The organism is Mesorhizobium sanjuanii, assembly GCF_002529485.1.
GTDB classification, from domain to species: Bacteria; Pseudomonadota; Alphaproteobacteria; order Rhizobiales; family Rhizobiaceae; genus Mesorhizobium; species Mesorhizobium sanjuanii.
On record NZ_NWQG01000024.1, the window covers coordinates 26511 to 42461 of the forward strand.

A 15951-nucleotide genomic window follows, 5' to 3' on the forward strand; every position below is an offset into this window, starting at 1 on the left:
AGCCTCAGCCGATACGGATCTTGGTGTCGGAAATGAACTGGAACACCGGCACCAGCATGTTCTCCGGCGCCGGCCCCTTCCGGATGCGGCCGGCGGTATCGTAAACCGAACCGTGGCACGGGCAGAACCAGCCGCCGAATTCGCCTTCCTGGCCGAGCGGAATGCAGCCGAGATGGGTGCAGACCTGAACCATCACCATCCAGGCTTCCTTGCCCGGCGTCGTGCGGTTTGCGTCGGTCGCCGGCGCGTCGGCCGGCAGATTTTCATTGCGGGCGATCGGGTCCTTGAGGTCGGCCAGATTGACCGCCTCGCCGTCCTTCATCTCCTGTTCGGTGCGGTTGCGCACGACCACCGGCTTGCCGCGCCATTTCACGACAAGCGACATGCCCGGCGTCAGCGAGGCGACATCGACCTCGACCGAGGCCAGCGCCAGCGTCGAGGCATCCGGGCGCATCTGGTCGATGAACGGCCATGCGACGGCGCCCGCGCCGACCACTGCGGCCATGCCGGTGGCGACGTAGAGAAAATCGCGACGGTTGGGATCGTGGATTTCGGTTGCGCTCACGGGTGCCTGATCCTTTCGCCTCTTCGATGCCGGTGGCCGAGCCTTGTTCCCCGCTCGTTTACGCCAACCCGACAGCGCATGGCGAACAGGCTAGCGAATTCCTCCGGCATTTGGACTTCGGTTTATGCGTGAAGCCCGTTTTTGTCCAGACGGGTGAAGGCACAAGGGCAGATTGTCGCGGGGGCGCGGCACGACCTGGCGGGCGCTGTGCCGATTGACCGCCCGACGCAGCGCAACGACTGGAAATCCGGTACGAAATCGAGGGTCGCCATTCCCTCGACAGCGAGCGCTGGCAGGGTCTATTCTTCACCCCATGGCGCATGTCATCAACCCTGACCGCTGGGCGAACGCGCCCGACCGCTGGCAAGGCGAACTGGAGTGTGGTGCCTGGGGCTCCAACAGCTGCCTGATCTTCAACTATCTGCCCGGCATCGGCGGCGGCCCGCGCCTGCACCAGCACCCTTACAGCGAGATCTTCATCATCCGCGCCGGCACCGGCCTGTTCACCGTCGGCGATCAGGAAATCGAGGCCACCGCCGGACAGATCCTGATCGTGCCGCCCAACACGCCGCACAAATTCACCAATCTGGGACCCGGTCCGCTCGAAACCACTGATATCCACGAGAACGGCAGCTTCATCACCGAATGGCTGGAGTGATATTCACTTCGCGCCGAGCCTCGCCAGCACGGCCTTGGGGATGTTGTATTCGCGGATCACCGCGTCGTGCTTGCGCAAGCCGCACAGTTCGCGCTGGATGAAATAGCCGTGGACGGCCTCGGCCGCATCCCTAAGCAGCTGAGGTCGATGCTCGTCGCCACCATTTTCGCGCAACCTCGCCAGCGTTTTTTCCACGCGCTGGCCGGCGCGGCCGAGTGCCGCCGCCTTTTCGGCGAGGATTTCGTGGCCGAGCGCATCAAAGGCCGCCTCCGCGGACGCGCCGGCAAGATGAGATGGTGGTCGCAGCGACATCTCAGTCTCCTGTTGCTAATGTCATACGGTGGGTAACGAACTCTTCGCCCTCCAGCCGCTCGAAGCCAAGCCCTTCGTAGAAGCCAAAAGCTTCTTTCGGGGCGCGGGTGTTCAGCACGGCGAAATATTCACGCGCCCTGTTGATCACGGTCTCGACCAGCATTCTGCCAACGCCGTTGCGGCGATGCAGCGCACTGACGAACAGATGCCGGACCCGCCCCTGGTCCCTGTCGTTGAAATAGGGATCGATGTTCAGCCCGCAAACCCCAACAAGCTCATCGCCGTGCCAGGCTCCGAACAGGGCCTCGCCACGCTTGCGGAAAATGTTGCGGCCACTCGCCCAGCCATCCGCCAACCTCACCAGCATCCAATAGCCTTCCTGCCGGCTCTCTTCCTTCAGCGCATCGAAGCCGCGCGCTGTCGGCCGAAGCCGCTTGAGCACGTAGCTGGTCGCCGCCGATCCGCCCATGCCCTACTCCGCCGGTCTTGTCTCTTCCAGGGCGCTTTCCTCGTTGAACAGGAAGCCGCCGGATTGCCGCTTCCACAGCCGCGCATAGAGCCCGTCTCGCGCCACCAGTTCGTCATGCGTGCCCTGTTCGACGATGCGGCCGCCATCAAGCACCACCAGCCGATCGAGCGCCGCAATGGTCGACAATCGGTGAGCGATGGCAATGACCGTCTTGTTCTCCATCAGCCGTGCCAGATTCTCCTGAATGGCCGCCTCGATGTCGGAATCGAGCGCCGAGGTCGCCTCGTCGAGGATCAGGATCGGCGCGTCCTTGAGGAAGACGCGGGCTATCGCCACGCGCTGGCGCTGGCCGCCCGAAAGCTTGACGCCGCGCTCGCCGACAAAGGCCTCGTAGCCCTGACGGTCGCGATTGTCGCGCAAGGTCAGGATGAACTCGTGCGCCTCTGCCTTCCTCGCCGCCGCGATCACTTGCGCGTCGGTCGCGTCGGGCATGCCGAGCTTGATGTTGTCGCGCAGCGAGCGGTGGAACAGTGCGGTATCCTGGCTGACGACGCCGATATTGGCGCGCAGCGAGTTCTGCGTCATTTTCGAGATGTCCTGTCCGTCGATCAGGATCTTGCCGCCCTCGAGGTCGTAGAGCCGCAGGATCAGGTTGGCCAGCGTCGTCTTGCCGGCGCCGGACGGCCCGACCAGCCCGACCTTTTCACCCGGCCGCACGGTAAGATCGATGCCATTGAGCACGCCGAACCCCTTGCCGTAGTGGAACTCGACCTTTTTCAAATCGATCCGTCCGCCGGCTACGACCAGCTCTTTCGCGTCGGGCGCGTCGATCAGCCCGAGTGGCTGCGAGATCAGCGCCTTGGAGTTTTCCAGCACGCCGAGGTTTCGCAATATGCCGTTGAGCTGCATCATCACCCGTCCGAGCAGCATGTTGAGCCGCAACACCAGCGACAGCGTGAAGGCGACGGCGCCGACGGTGATCGAGCCTTCGACCCAGAGATAGACGGCAAAGCATCCGATCATGGTGATCATGATGCCCGACAGCGTCGTCAGCGCCATGCGCACGCCGGTCAGCCGGCGGGTGAACGGACGAAGCGCGTCGAGATAGATGTCGAAGCCGCCCCTGATATAGCGGTCATCGCCATCGGCGGAGAACAGTTTCAGGGTCTGCACGTTCGAATAGGAATCGACGATGCGCCCATTGATCATCGAGCCGGCTTCGGCGGTCGCCTCGGCATGCTTGCGGATCGCGGGCAGATAGCGTTTGGCCAGAATGCCGAAGGCGACGATCCAGATCACCACCAGCGCCGCCAGCCTGAAATCGAGTCCGGCGACCAGCGCCAGCGTCGTCACCGTATAGACGATCATGAACCAGATGACCTCGATGAAGCTTTCCATCAGGTCGCCGGTCGCTTGCCCCGCCTGCCAGACCTTGGTGGCGATGCGGCCGGCGAAGTCGTTCTGGAAGAAGGCGTAGGACTGTCGCGAGACATGGCGGTGCGCCTGCCAGCGCACCAGATTGTAAAAGCCCGGCGTGATCGTCTGCTCGTCGACCAGCGCCGACAGGCCGACGACGATGGTGCGGATGACCAGCACCACGACGGCCATGAACACCAGTTCGGGACCGGCGGCGGTCCACAGGGCGTGCCAGCTGCGCTCGGGAAGCTGGTCGAGTATGTCGACCAACCGCCCGACGAAATAGAACAGCCCGGCTTCGACCAGCGGTGCGATGCCGCCGATGACCAGCATGGCGAAGAAGGCGAATTTCGCCTGCCCGACATAGTGCCAGAGGAAGCCGCTGACACTGAGGGGTGGCCGAAGATTCGCGGGCTCCCGGAACGGATAGACCCAGTTCTCGAACCAGCGGTAGACGGCAGTCATCATTCGGCGGCCATCATTCTGCGGCTTGACCCTTGGCAAGTGCATCGTTGGCGGCGGGGACCGGACCATCGTCGAGCAGGAAGCCGCCCGACTGACGTTGCCAGAGCTGCGCGTAGAGCCCGCCGCCGGCGACGAGTTGCTCATGCGAACCTTCCTCGATGACATGGCCCTTGTCCATGACGACGAGCCGGTCCATCGCCGCGATGGTCGACAGCCGGTGGGCAATGGCGATGACGGTCTTGCCTTGCATGAGCTTGTAAAGGTTCTCCTGGATGGCCGCCTCGGCCTCTGAATCGAGCGCGGACGTCGCCTCGTCGAGAATGAGGATCGGTGCGTCCTTCAGCATAACACGGGCGATGGCGATGCGTTGCCGCTGGCCGCCGGACAATTTGACGCCGCGGTCGCCGACATGAGCATCGAAACCCTTGCGGCCAGTAGCGTCGACAAGTGCCGATATGAAATCCAGCGCCTCGGCGCGGCGTGCCGCCTCGACAAGCATCTCCTCGCTGGCGTCAGGCCGGCCGTAAAGGATGTTCTCGCGCACCGAGCGATGCAGCAGCGAGGTGTCCTGCGTGACCATGCCGATCTGGGCGCGCAGCGAATCCTGCGTCACCGAGGCGATCTCCTGGCCGTCGATCAGAATCCGGCCAGCTTCCAGGTCGTAGAAGCGCAGCAGCAGATTGACCAGCGTCGATTTGCCGGCGCCCGAACGGCCGACGATACCGACCTTTTCGCCGGGCTTCACCGTCAGCGACAGGGCCTCGATCACGCCCTTCTGCTTGCCATAGTGGAAGCGGATGTCCTCGAAACGGATCTCACCCTTGGTGACGGCAATGTCCTTGGCACCGGGCCTGTCCTCGACCAGGCGCGGCAGCGAAATCGAACCGATACCGTCCTGGACCGTGCCGATGTTCTCGAACAGGCCGGACATCTCCCACATGATCCACTGCGACATGCCCCACAGCCTGAGCACCAGGCCGATGACGACTGCGACGGCGCCGATCGTCACCGCCTGGCCAAGCCACAGCCACAGCGAGATAGCGGTGACCGAGAACAGGAGCAGCGAATTCAGCACGTAGAGCAGGCCGTAAAGCACCGTCACCAGCCGCATCGACCGGTAGACCGTATCGAGGAAGCCCGCCATGCCTTCCCTGGCGAAGGACGCCTCGCGCCGCGCGTGGCTGAACAGCTTGACCGTCTGGATGTTGGAGTAGCTGTCGACGACGCGGCCGGTCATGGTCGAGCGCGCATTGGCCTGCTCCTCGCCGACTTTGCCCAGCCGCGGAATGAAGTAGCGCAACAGCCCGATATAGCCGGCAAGCCAGACGGCGAGCGGCGCCGCCAGCCGCCAGTCGGCCGAGCCGACGATGACCAGCATGCCGAGGAAATAGACGACGACATAGTTGAGCACGTCGATGAGCTTGATGACGCATTCGCGCACGGCGAGCGCCGTCTGCATCAGCTTGGTCGCGATGCGCCCGGCGAACTCGTCCTGGTAGAAGGTCATCGACTGCTTGAGCAGATAGCGATGCACCTGCCAGCGGATGCGCATCGGGTAGTTGCCCATCAGCGTCTGCTGGTTGAGCAGCGAATGGAACCAGACGGTCGCCGGCAGTGCGAAGACCACGATGAAGGCCATGCCGGCGAGCTTCCAGCCCTCGGTCTGCAGGAATGTCTCCCGGTTCTGCGCCGACAGCCAGTCGACGATCCGGCCGAGGAAGCCGAACATCCACACCTCAGCCAGGGCGATAGCCGTCACCAGCACCGCATCGAGAATGATGTAGGGCCAGGCGCCGCGCGTATAGTGCACGCAGAAGGCGACCAGCGTCTTCGGCGGCTCGACCGGTTCCTCGGCAGGGAACGGATCGAGCCTTTTTTCAAACCAGCGGAACATGGCGATGCTCACAAATCTTTCTTCCGCTCACGCGGCACGGCAATGGTCGACATCCCCAGGGCGCGCAGCGACCCCAGGCCGCATGGCGTCAAGGACCGACGGCCCGGAATCACCCGGGCCATCGGCCCTGCTTCGCGCAATATAGGGTGTCGCCGACCTTTCGCCGACAGGCTCGTTTGACGATCCTGACGGCGCGGTGTCAACGACCCGGATCTTCGCGCCCGGCCTGATCAGCCTGATGATGCGGCGCACCAGCGAAGGACGACTGTGGTCAGGAACCGCGCGCGAGAAATCGACATCAGGCAGCATGCCGCGATGCGGACGCCGGCGCGTCTCGGCGTGGACCGACGACGAATAGGTTTCCCCGATCAGCAGCGCCCAGGTCGCCATCTTGCGCTCGTGCAGGCTTCTTGAACCGGGTATCTTATAGGGATCGAACATTGGTCCGTCCTCCATGTGAAGATGCGATAAAAAGGGTGAAGCAAGCTCGACCGCCGGCATTCGGCCAAAGGCAGTGATAACGTCGGCGCGCATTGCTTCAGTCCGGACATGACTGCGAGCGTCGGTCAGGACAGGTTCAGGTGGGGCGTCGAGCCCCTTTTGCCGTTTGAAAAACATCGCAGGATTCCTTCGAAGACCGAAAAAGGTTTCGGCGAAGAATCGGTGCGATCGTGTCTAAAAAGTCAGGAGAATCGTCGTACCGAAACCGCCGGCAGGCAGGTAAGCCCACAAGAGGGGCGCTGGATGTGCATGGTCATCATCATGAATTACCCCTCCTTCGGTTCGGGTTGACAATGAGAGGCGTATACTCGACTTCGCAGAAAATGACCACCCGCAGGCCCAGGAATTTCCAAAACCGCGAAATGCCTGTGGCCGATCTGCCACTTATCAGAGCGCCGCGCGTCCAGAGGACGCGCAAAGGACGCTCTGACACTCTAGATCGGTGCATGGTCCTTTCTGAAAACCGAAACCGGTTTTCGGGGCCATGCACTAGGAAGACGTGGAAATGAACGACCGTCTCCGCATCGCGCTCTACCAGCCTGATATCGCCGGCAATACCGGAACAATCCTGCGCTTTGCCGCCTGCCTCGGGCTTGACGTCGACATCGTCGAACCGGCCGGCTTCCCGATCTCCGATCGCTCGCTGAAACGGGCCGGCATGGATTATCTCGAAATGGCGCGGCTGTCCCGGCATGTCGACTGGCAGGCCTTCGAAGACTGGCGCCGAAGCGAAGCGCGGCGGCTGGTGCTGCTGTCGACCAAAGCCGCGACCGCCTACACCGATTTCGCCTTCGCCGCCGGCGACATACTCCTGTTCGGCCGCGAATCCGCGGGCGTGCCGGATTCTGTCCACGAGGCGGTTGATGCGCGATTGACGATCCCGATGCAGCCCGGCGCGCGCAGCATCAATGTCGCGCTTTCCGTCGCCATGGCGGCCGGTGAGGCGATCCGGCAGCTCCGATAGGATTCGCAGCTCATCAGTGGGCGTGGCGGTCACGGCCGCTTTCCGGCCCCCGGCTACTTTCGGGCCAATGACCGCGCCCTCTCTTGTCATTTTCACCCAGGCGCACATCGCCTTCTCCTGCGGTTTGCATATCCAGGGCTTCTTGGTTACAAGCTCAACTTAACTTGAGGTCAAGCGGAAAAATTCGAATGGCTCCGGTAACGGAATTGACGGTCGGTCAAGTGGCGCAGCGCAGCGGGGTGGCGGTATCGGCGCTGCATTTCTACGAGACGCGCGGGCTGATCCGCAGCCATCGCACGTCAGGCAACCAGCGCCGCTACGGGCGCGACGTGCTGAGGCGGGTGGCGATCATCCGGATCGCGCAGGAGGTCGGCATCTCGCTGGCCGGGATCGGTGCAGCGCTTCAATCCCTGCCCGAAGGCCGTACGCCGACGCGCGAGGATTGGAATCTGCTTTCAACCGCTTGGCGCGATGAGCTCGATCAAAAGATCAGCCAGCTGAAGAAGCTGCGCGACGGCCTGACCGACTGCATCGGCTGCGGCTGCATGTCGATCGACAAATGCCCGCTGCGGAACAAGGACGACCGGCTGGCAAGGGAAGGCACCGGGGCAAGGCGGCTGCTTGTCGAGCGCTAATCCGCAGCCGGTAGCCGTCTGATGGTGAATTCGATGACGTCGCCCGGCCGTTCGAACCAGCTCTCGATCTCGGTCCAGTAGGCCTGCTTGGGAAAGCGCTCGAACCATTCTTGGGCCTTGAGGCGCGCATCGGGGCGCGGCAGCACGAAGGTCTCGCGCAGGAAACCGTCGCGCGGCATGCGCTCTCGTTCGGCGCGCGAACGATCGAGCCTCTTCTTCAGCCCATCCAGCGGCGGTCTTGCCGGGGTGCGCACGAAAGAACTCCTTGCCCCTTGATCAGACTTGACGCTTCTACCCAAGAGATTAGGGATCGCGCCCGGAAAAGACGAGTCTTTTGTCGGTTGCAACTGGAGACAGCATTTGGAACGACCTGAAATACCCGTGGGGCTGCCGGCCGACATCGAACAGAAAAAGATGAAGGCCAGGCTGTGGTTCGAGACGCTGCGCGAGCGCATCTGCGCCGCCTTCGAGCAGATCGAGCAGGATCTGCAGGGACCGCTGGCCTCATGGTCATCAGGCCATTTCGCGAAGACGCCGTGGGAGCGCGACGAAGGCCGCGGCGGTGGCGGCACCATGTCGATGATGCATGGCCGTGTCTTCGAGAAGGTCGGCGTCCACACCTCGACCGTTTATGGCGAATTCTCGCCGGAATTCAGGAAGCAGATGCCGGGCGCGGAAGAAGACCCCAGCTTCTGGGCGAGCGGCATTTCGCTCATCGCCCATCCCTGGAACCCCAACGTGCCGGCCGTGCATATGAACACGCGCATGGTCGTCACCTCGCGCCAATGGTTCGGTGGCGGCGCCGACTTGACACCGGTGCTCGACCGCCGCCGCGCCCAGGACGATCCCGACACCATGGCCTTCCATCGCGCCATGCAATTCGCCTGCGAGAAGAATACCGGGGTCGCCGATTACGCGAAATTCAAGGCCTGGTGCGACGAATATTTCTACCTGCCGCATCGCAACGAACCGCGCGGCACTGGCGGCATTTTTTTCGACTGGCTGCATTCGGGCGAGGACAAGGGCGGCTGGGACGCCGATTTCAACTTTGTCCAGGATGTCGGGCGATCTTTTCTCGTCGTCTACGGACATCTCGTTCGCGCCAACTTCAACGACAACTGGACCGACGGCGACCGCGACGAGCAACTCATTCGCCGTGGCCGCTATGTCGAATTCAACTTGCTTCACGATCGCGGCACCATCTTCGGACTGAAGACGGGCGGCAATGTCGCGTCGATCCTGTCCAGCCTGCCGCCGGAAGTAAGGTGGCCGTAAAATAATGGTGAGCGGAGCGTGAAACCGCATTGATGTCCCATTCGCCTGATTTTGGCGGGGAATGTGGCGTCACGAATTTCTTTTTCGTCTAATACACAATTGAAATATTTGGATTATTTGTCGCTTCCGGGCCGGGAAACGCCGGCGGTTCTCTCCTCCTCTGGAACCGCGACCCGACGCGACCGGACGGCCCATGATTGAGTGGGGCACCTGCCCAAACGGGTGCCCTCATTTTCCAGGAGAGCATGCCATGCGCAAGCTTATTATGACGGCCGCGGCTGCCGCCGTTCTCGCCTCTGGTGGCGCCGCCTTCGCCGCGGTCAAACACATCACGGGCATGGTCAAGACCTATGATGGAACGGCCATGAGCCTTGTTCTGGATGACGGATCTACCTTTACGCTGCCCAAGACCTTCAAGGATCCTGGCCTGAAGGCCGGCGAAAAGGTCCGCGTTTCGTGGGACATGAGCGGCAAGCACAAAGTTGCCGAGGCAGTCAAGATCGTGAAGTGATGGCCTGGCCGCCGGAACAAGACATGGTCTTGTCTCCGGGGTAGCGCAAGGGGGCGGAGCAGCGCTGCTCCGCCCTTTCTGATCCTTCGGATGCCCGGCGCTGCCATGCAACTGAATCCGCCGAGATGTGTTATGCTAGTCCTTCAACGAGAAGGGAGAGAGCCAATGAAGGAATTTCAATGCGGATCGCTCGTTCCCGGCTGCGAATGGCACACACGCGCCGATGAAGAAGCCGAAGTCATGCGCCGCGCGGTCGAGCATATGCGCGAGACGCATGGCGAAACGACCATCCGCGAGACAATGATCGAGGCGATCCGTTCGCGCATTCAGAAGGTTCGCGACGCGGCTTGACTCAGCTTAAATCTCAAGCGCTTTCGCGGCGCGCTTGAGCAGCGCGCCGCGGTCGAGCGCAAAGCCGGATTCGACCCATTCCTTTTCGAGGTTTTTCAGGGTCTCGCCGAGTTTCGGTCCCGGCGACGCGCCAAGCGCCGTCAGGTCGGCACCCTTGAGCGGAAAGTCGGGCTTTTGCCATTTGCCGGCGTAAGCAAGCAGGCGCGAAAAGCCACCGGCTTCGAGCAGCGCGTCATTGTCCTCGACCGCACGTACCCGAGCGGAAGCGAGCGAAAGCCGCAGACGGTCGACAAAACCTTGACGGTCACCACGGTAGAGTTTCTTGGCCAACTCCGCTTCGCTGATCTTTGGCTCGACGGCGGCCGTCAGCGCCCAGTGTCGCAAGCGCTCCGCCTCTACGCCGGAGAATTTCAGCCGCTCGGCGAGCGTCTTCATGCGCTGGGCGTCCGGCGGCAGGATGGCTTCCAGCCGGAGCAGCGGATCCGGTGTCCAGCCCAGTTCCTTTTCACTCCTGGTCAGCCCGTGAATGGCGTCGATGCCCCATTTCTCACTCTCCGGCAGGACGTTGCTGAGCACACCGGCCTGGCGCATCCACAGCAGAGCGCGGGACGGATCCGGCGCCAGCAAGAGCTTCTTCAGTTCGGACCAGATGCGCTCGGCCGAGAGTTGGTTAAGACCTTCCTTCAGCCGGGCGCAGGCCTTCAGCCCTTCGGCATCGGGCCGGCCGTCGCCATACCAGGCGAAGAAGCGGAAGAAGCGCAGGATGCGCAGATAGTCCTCGCGGATGCGGGCTTCCGGATCGCCGATGAAGCGCAGCCGGTGCGCTTCGATGTCGGCGATGCCGCCGACCAGGTCGATGATGGTGCCGTCGGCTTCGGCATAGAGCGCGTTGATGGTGAAATCGCGTCGCTCCGCGTCGGCCTTCCAGTCGCGCCCGAACGAAACCCTCGCGCGCCGCCCGTCGGTCTCGATGTCAGCGCGCAAAGTGGTGACTTCATATGGTTTCCCACCGGCGACGACAGTGATGGTGCCGTGCTCGATGCCGGTTGGCACCGCCTTGAAGCCCGCCGCCTCGGCCCGGCGGATGGTCTCATGCGGCAGGCAGGTGGTGGCGATGTCGATGTCGGCAACCGACTGGCCGATGAGCGTGTTGCGCACCGCGCCGCCGGCGACACGCGCTTCTTCGCCCCCCTCCGCCAATATAGCCAGCAGACGCTGCAGATGCTTGTCGCCGAGCCAGTCAGCCCTGCCCGCGAGGGACACGCGGCCGCTCACGGATAGAGCCTCTCATAGAGTGTGCGGATGATGCCGGCGGTGACGCCCCAGATGCGCTGGCCGCCATAGGGCATCTCGTAGAAGAACCATTCGAGATCGTTCCACATGCGGCTGTCCCTGGTATGGTTGGCCGGGTCCATCAGGAAGCGCAGCGGCACTTCGAAGGCGGCGTCGACCTCGTCGGAGTTCAGCGTCAGCGAAAATCCCGGCCGCACCATTGCCAGCACCGGAGCGATGCGATAGCCGCTGCCCGCGACATAATCGGGCATGCGGCCGATGATCTCGATCCAGTCCTGGCCGATGCCGATCTCCTCGAAGGTCTCGCGCAGGGCCGCCGCTTCCGGGCTTGGATCGGTCGCATCGATCGTGCCGCCGGGAAAGGCCACCTGCCCCGAATGATTGCGCAGTTTTTCGGCACGCTTGGTGAGCAGAACCGTGGCGTCGCGACCGTGATCGACCACCGGGATCAGAACGGCGGCATCGCGCAGTGCCTTGACCTGATTCATCCTGGGATGACCAGGGTTGAAGCGATGGTCGCCGAAATCGTCGGAGGCATGGGCTTGCGGCTGTGCCGCAACGCGGGCGCGAAAATCCTCGGCGGAAAACGGCGGCGGCGTCACCTGGTCCATCACGCACTCAACCGATTGAGTTTTTCGGCCGGCATGATCGGATAGACTTCGCCCTTCGAGCGCACGGCAAACATCGTCCTGCCGCCGATCTCGATCTCTTCGCCATGCTCGACCAGCTCATACATCACCGGCCGCGCCACCAGCGCTTCCAGCCGCCCGCGCACCAGAACATAGGGTTTCAGACCGCCGGTCGCATCCTCGTCGACGAAGCGCAGTGGGTGGCCCGGCCCGGCTTCGACCACGTCGCCGACATTGGTGCGGAAAGTGATGATCTGCCCGTTGCCGCTGCCGGAAACATCCATCTCCACGGCGATGAAAGGCGCATCGACGACACGGATACCGACCCTTTCTACCGGCGTCACCAGATAGGTTCTGCCGTCTTCATCCTTGCGCAGCACCGAGGAAAACAATTGCACCAGCGGCATGCGACCGATCGGCGTACCCAGGTAGAACCAGGTACCGTCCTGCCTGATCTCCATGTCAAGATCGCCGCAGAAGGCCGGATTCCAGCGCTCCACCGGCGCCGGCCCCTTTCCCGCGCGGGCCGCGCGCGAGACGAGCGCCTCCAGCCCGCGCGCCTCGGTTGCGACTGTAAGGCTCTGTTCACGAAGGTCGATGTGTTCCGTCATGGTCACGAAATAGTCACTGTTGTTCCGCTTGTCAGCCTAAGTCTGTGATTTAAGTTCAAAGAGGCACGCCACGCGAGACCGAATCGCGGCATTCTGCGGCACTGTGAGGTGCAAGCCGGTATTTCCAACCAGAAGGATCGATGCTGCATGAGCGTGATGATCAAGGAAAGCCCGATCAGCGAAAAGGACATGATCGCCGATGCCGAGAAGGCGCTGGCCGACATTTCCAGGGTTCGCGATGGCGTTGGCCGCGTCATCTTCGGCCAGGAAAGCGTCGTCGAGCGCACGCTGGTGGCGCTTCTGGCTGGCGGCCATGCGCTGCTGGTCGGCGTGCCGGGCCTCGCCAAGACCAAGCTGGTCGAGACGCTGGGCATCGTGCTCGGCCTCGATTCCCGGCGCATCCAGTTCACGCCCGACCTGATGCCGTCTGACATCCTTGGCTCCGAGGTGATGGAGCAGGATGAATTCGGCAAGCGCTCCTTCCGCTTCATCTCCGGACCGATCTTCGCGCAACTGTTGATGGCCGACGAGATCAACCGCGCCTCGCCGCGCACCCAGTCGGCGCTGCTGCAGTCGATGCAGGAATACCACGTAACCATCGCCGGCGCCCGCTACGACCTGCCGGCGCCCTTCCACGTGCTGGCAACGCAGAACCCGCTGGAGCAGGAAGGCACCTACCCGCTGCCAGAGGCGCAGCTCGACCGTTTCCTGATGCAGGTCGACATCCTCTATCCCGATATCGAAGCGGAGCGCCGCATCCTGCTGGAGACCACCGGCGTCGAGGACGCGAAGGCGCAGAACGTGCTGCAGCCGGCACGCCTGAAGGAGATCCAGACCCTGATCCGCCGCATGCCGGTGCCGGAAAGCGTCGTCGAGGCGATCCTCAAGCTGGTGCGCTCGGCGCGCCCCGGCCAGGGCAATGCCGAGACCGACAAGCATGTCGCCTGGGGCCCAGGCCCGCGCGCCAGCCAGGCGCTGACGCTATGCGCCCGCGCCCGCGCCCTGTATGATGGACGGCTGGCGCCGTCGGTCGACGACATCAGGGCGCTGGCCGAGCCGGTGCTGCAACACCGCATGGCGCTGACCTTCGCCGCCCGCGCCGAGGGCACCACGGTGCGCGACGTGGTGGCGAAACTGGCAAAAGGCATCTGATGGGGCGCATAGGCGAGGTCCAGGCACCGGCTGCGACGCGCGACGCGCTCGCCCGTGGCCGGTTGCGGGCCTCGCTGGTGCCGGACCTGCTGGTCGAGGCGCGCCGCATCGTCAACACGGTGATCGCCGGCTGGCATGGCCGCCGCAAGCGCGGCATCGGTGAGAATTTCTGGCAGTTCCGGCCCTACGTCGAAGGCGATTCCTCGCGCATCGACTGGCGCCGCTCGGCCCGTGACGACCACACCTATGTGCGCGACCGCGAATGGGAGGCCGCCCATACGGTGTGGCTGTGGGCCGACCCCTCGCCGTCCATGCTCTACAAATCGACCGGGGCGACCGTCTCGAAGGAATCGCGCGCGTTGGTGCTGGCGCTGGCCATGGCCGAGCTCCTGTCGCGCAGCGGCGAGCGCATCGCCTGGCCCGACCTCACCGACCCCTTCACCGCCCGCAACGGCGCCGAGCGCATTGCCGCCCAGCTCGCCCATGCACCCAATCTGCCGGCAAAGCCGGATCTTTCCGGCATTCGCCGCTTTTGCGACATTGTCCTCGTCAGCGATTTCCTCGATCCGGTCGAGGACACCATGGCCTGGCTCGACGTGCTCGCGCGCCATGGCGTGCGCGCCCATCTGATCGAGGTCGCCGACCCGGCCGAAGAGACCTTCCCCTATGCCGGCCGCACCGAATTCACCGATCCCGAAACCGGCGAGAAACTGACCGCCGGCCGCGCCGAAACGCTGGGCGATGAATACCGCCTGCTCTACAGCGCCCGCCGCCAGGAGCTGGCCGGCTGGTGCAAGCGGCTTGGCTGGAGCTTCACCGTCAACCACACCGACCGCCTTGCCTCCGAGGCGCTGGTGCGCATCCACATGGCAATGACCGCCGATGGCGGTCATGCCAGGCTGACCGATGGCGACCATGCCGGGAGGACCGGCGCATGAGCTGGCTGCCGCTCTCCTTCGGCGCCCCCATGGTGCTGTGGGGCCTCCTGGCATTGCCGGTGATCTGGTGGCTGTTGCGGCTCACGCCGCCCAAGCCGCAGAGCGAGACCTTCCCGCCGCTGAAGATCCTGGCCCGCGTGCTGAAGCGCGAGGAGACGCCGCATCAGAGCCCGTGGTGGCTGACGGTGCTCCGGCTGTTGATGGCGGCCCTGGTCGTCGCGGCCCTTGCCGAACCGGTCTTCAATCCACGCGAAAAATTGCCGGCCGAAGGCGCTGCGCTGGCGCTGGTCATCGACAATGACTGGGCCAGTGCCGCCGACTGGGGCAAGCGCGTCGCCACTGCCGAGCGACTGATCGCCGATGCGGGATCCAATGGTGTGCCGGTCATCATCGCCTTCACCGCCGAAAAGCCGAATGCCGAGATCGGCCCCTTCGACGCCGCTGCCGCCCTCGACCGGCTGCGCGCGGCCAAGCCGCGGCCGATCCCGACCGACCGCCCGGCCGTCTATGCCCGCGTCGCCGCGACCCTGGAGAGCTTGCCGGGCGCCAGCGTCGCCGTGCTCGCCGATGGTCTGGCGGCGAAAGGCGACGAGGCCGCCTTCAACACGCTTCTGTCGAAGAACGCCGCGCGTGTCGTCTGGGCCGTCTCCGACCGGCTGACATTGACGGGCTTGACCGGCGCCGACAACCAGGTCGACGGCTTCGCGCTGACCGCCATCCGCGCGCCGGGCGACCCAGCGCCCGCGCAGGTGACCGCAGGCGCCTTTGACGACAAGGGCCGCCGCATCGCCGACGCGACCTTGACCTTCGCGCCCGGCGAAGCCTCCGCCACCGGCACGATGGCCGTGCCGTTCGAACTGCGCAACGACTTCGCCTCGATCGCGCTCGACGGCGAGCGCCAGGCCGGCGCCGTGCGCGTTCTCGACGAGAATTCCAAGCGCCGCCGCGTCGGTCTGCTGTCGCAGGCCGAGGCCGACCAGGCGCAGCCGCTCCTGTCGCCGCTCTACTATATCAGGCGCGCGCTGCAGCCCTTCGCCGATCTGGTCGAACCGTCGAGCGCCGATCTTGCCGAGGCCATCCCGCAGCTCCTCGACCAGAAGCCGGCGATGATCGTCATGGCCGATATAGGCACCATTCCCGAGCAGGTGCGGCAAAGGCTGGTCGACTGGGTCGACAATGGCGGCACGCTGGTGCGCTTCGCCGGCTCGCGGCTGGCCGCCGCCGGCAATGACGACGACCTGCTGCCGGTCCGCTTGCGCACCGGCGAACGCTCGCTCGGCGGCGCACTGTCATGGACGACGCCGCAGCCGGT

19 protein-coding genes are annotated in these 15951 nt (G+C 64.1%); 9 read left to right on the forward strand and 10 right to left on the reverse strand.

Features of this window, described 5'->3' with window-relative positions:
• Positions 1–4: 4 nt before the first annotated feature.
• Entirely contained in the window at positions 5–565 is a 561-nt protein-coding gene (gene petA, locus CN311_RS05320) for a ubiquinol-cytochrome c reductase iron-sulfur subunit (RefSeq protein ID WP_097572335.1), read from the reverse strand.
• A gap of 313 nt (positions 566–878) precedes the next feature.
• Between petA and CN311_RS05325 the strand changes: the two genes are divergently transcribed.
• Positions 879–1223 carry a cupin domain-containing protein gene (locus CN311_RS05325; RefSeq protein ID WP_097572336.1) on the forward strand — a complete coding sequence of 115 codons (345 nt, stop codon included), beginning with the start codon at positions 879–881 and terminating at the stop codon, positions 1221–1223.
• A gap of 3 nt (positions 1224–1226) precedes the next feature.
• Here CN311_RS05325 and CN311_RS05330 read toward each other — a convergent pair whose 3' ends face one another.
• The 5 genes from CN311_RS05330 to CN311_RS05350 are packed head-to-tail and all read right to left on the reverse strand — an operon-like array spanning position 1227 to position 6220.
• Positions 1227–1535, reverse strand: a complete 309-nt coding sequence (locus CN311_RS05330; RefSeq protein ID WP_097572337.1) for a DUF6665 family protein — start codon at positions 1533–1535, stop codon at positions 1227–1229.
• A gap of 1 nt (position 1536) precedes the next feature.
• Positions 1537–2004, reverse strand: a complete 468-nt coding sequence (locus CN311_RS05335) for a GNAT family N-acetyltransferase (RefSeq protein WP_097572338.1) — start codon at positions 2002–2004, stop codon at positions 1537–1539.
• Between the two features lie 3 nt (positions 2005–2007).
• On the reverse strand, positions 2008–3888 hold the full coding sequence (locus CN311_RS05340; protein ID WP_097572339.1) for an ABC transporter ATP-binding protein: 1881 nt from the start codon (positions 3886–3888) through the stop codon (positions 2008–2010).
• Between the two features lie 10 nt (positions 3889–3898).
• Positions 3899–5779 (reverse strand): ABC transporter ATP-binding protein, encoded by a 1881-nt coding sequence (locus CN311_RS05345; protein ID WP_165779597.1) that lies wholly within the window; start codon positions 5777–5779, stop codon positions 3899–3901.
• 27 nt (positions 5780–5806) lie between these two features.
• A complete protein-coding gene (locus tag CN311_RS05350; protein WP_097572354.1) occupies positions 5807–6220 on the reverse strand; it encodes a hypothetical protein in 414 nt (137 codons plus the stop codon).
• 565 nt (positions 6221–6785) lie between these two features.
• Between CN311_RS05350 and CN311_RS05355 the strand changes: the two genes are divergently transcribed.
• Both CN311_RS05355 and soxR read left to right on the forward strand, forming a co-directional pair.
• Positions 6786–7244 carry a tRNA (cytidine(34)-2'-O)-methyltransferase gene (locus tag CN311_RS05355; protein ID WP_097572340.1) on the forward strand — a complete coding sequence of 153 codons (459 nt, stop codon included), beginning with the start codon at positions 6786–6788 and terminating at the stop codon, positions 7242–7244.
• 188 nt (positions 7245–7432) lie between these two features.
• Positions 7433–7879: a redox-sensitive transcriptional activator SoxR gene (gene soxR, locus CN311_RS05360; RefSeq protein ID WP_097572341.1), complete on the forward strand. Its 447-nt coding sequence runs from the start codon at positions 7433–7435 to the stop codon at positions 7877–7879.
• Here soxR and CN311_RS05365 read toward each other — a convergent pair.
• Complete coding sequence (locus tag CN311_RS05365) at positions 7876–8133, reverse strand: hypothetical protein (protein ID WP_008877705.1); 258 nt, start codon at positions 8131–8133, stop codon at positions 7876–7878. The two genes, soxR and CN311_RS05365, sit on opposite strands and share 4 nt — an antisense overlap.
• Before the next feature lie 106 nt (positions 8134–8239).
• Between CN311_RS05365 and hemF the strand changes: the two genes are divergently transcribed.
• The 3 genes from hemF to CN311_RS05380 all read left to right on the forward strand — a co-directional run bounded on the left by hemF (position 8240) and on the right by CN311_RS05380 (position 10016).
• Entirely contained in the window at positions 8240–9154 is a 915-nt protein-coding gene (hemF, locus tag CN311_RS05370; RefSeq protein WP_097572342.1) for an oxygen-dependent coproporphyrinogen oxidase, read from the forward strand.
• Between the two features lie 250 nt (positions 9155–9404).
• On the forward strand, positions 9405–9665 hold the full coding sequence (locus CN311_RS05375) for a DUF1344 domain-containing protein (RefSeq protein WP_097572343.1): 261 nt from the start codon (positions 9405–9407) through the stop codon (positions 9663–9665).
• A 165-nt stretch (positions 9666–9830) separates the two neighbouring features.
• On the forward strand, positions 9831–10016 hold the full coding sequence (locus CN311_RS05380; protein ID WP_097572344.1) for a DUF1059 domain-containing protein: 186 nt from the start codon (positions 9831–9833) through the stop codon (positions 10014–10016).
• 6 nt (positions 10017–10022) lie between these two features.
• Here the strand turns inward: CN311_RS05380 and CN311_RS05385 are convergent, their stop codons facing one another.
• Genes CN311_RS05385 through CN311_RS05395 form a run of 3 tightly spaced genes read right to left on the reverse strand, consistent with a single transcriptional unit; the run spans position 10023 to position 12549 of the window.
• Positions 10023–11291, reverse strand: a complete 1269-nt coding sequence (locus CN311_RS05385; RefSeq protein WP_165779594.1) for a CCA tRNA nucleotidyltransferase — start codon at positions 11289–11291, stop codon at positions 10023–10025.
• Positions 11288–11920, reverse strand: coding sequence for a CoA pyrophosphatase (locus tag CN311_RS05390; RefSeq protein WP_097572345.1), 633 nt, complete (start codon positions 11918–11920; stop codon positions 11288–11290). Before CN311_RS05390 ends, CN311_RS05385 begins: the two co-directional genes overlap by 4 nt.
• Positions 11920–12549, reverse strand: coding sequence for a DUF1285 domain-containing protein (locus CN311_RS05395; protein ID WP_097572346.1), 630 nt, complete (start codon positions 12547–12549; stop codon positions 11920–11922). Before CN311_RS05395 ends, CN311_RS05390 begins: the two co-directional genes overlap by 1 nt.
• Before the next feature lie 147 nt (positions 12550–12696).
• Between CN311_RS05395 and CN311_RS05400 the strand changes: the two genes are divergently transcribed.
• The 3 genes from CN311_RS05400 to CN311_RS05410 form a co-directional block, all read left to right on the forward strand.
• On the forward strand, positions 12697–13701 hold the full coding sequence (locus CN311_RS05400) for an AAA family ATPase (protein ID WP_097572347.1): 1005 nt from the start codon (positions 12697–12699) through the stop codon (positions 13699–13701).
• Positions 13701–14639 carry a DUF58 domain-containing protein gene (locus CN311_RS05405; protein ID WP_097572348.1) on the forward strand — a complete coding sequence of 313 codons (939 nt, stop codon included), beginning with the start codon at positions 13701–13703 and terminating at the stop codon, positions 14637–14639. The genes CN311_RS05400 and CN311_RS05405 overlap by 1 nt, the downstream gene beginning before the upstream one ends.
• Positions 14636–15951: BatA domain-containing protein (locus CN311_RS05410; RefSeq protein WP_208866432.1), on the forward strand; the 1316-nt coding region annotated here is incomplete at its 3' end. The genes CN311_RS05405 and CN311_RS05410, both read left to right, overlap by 4 nt.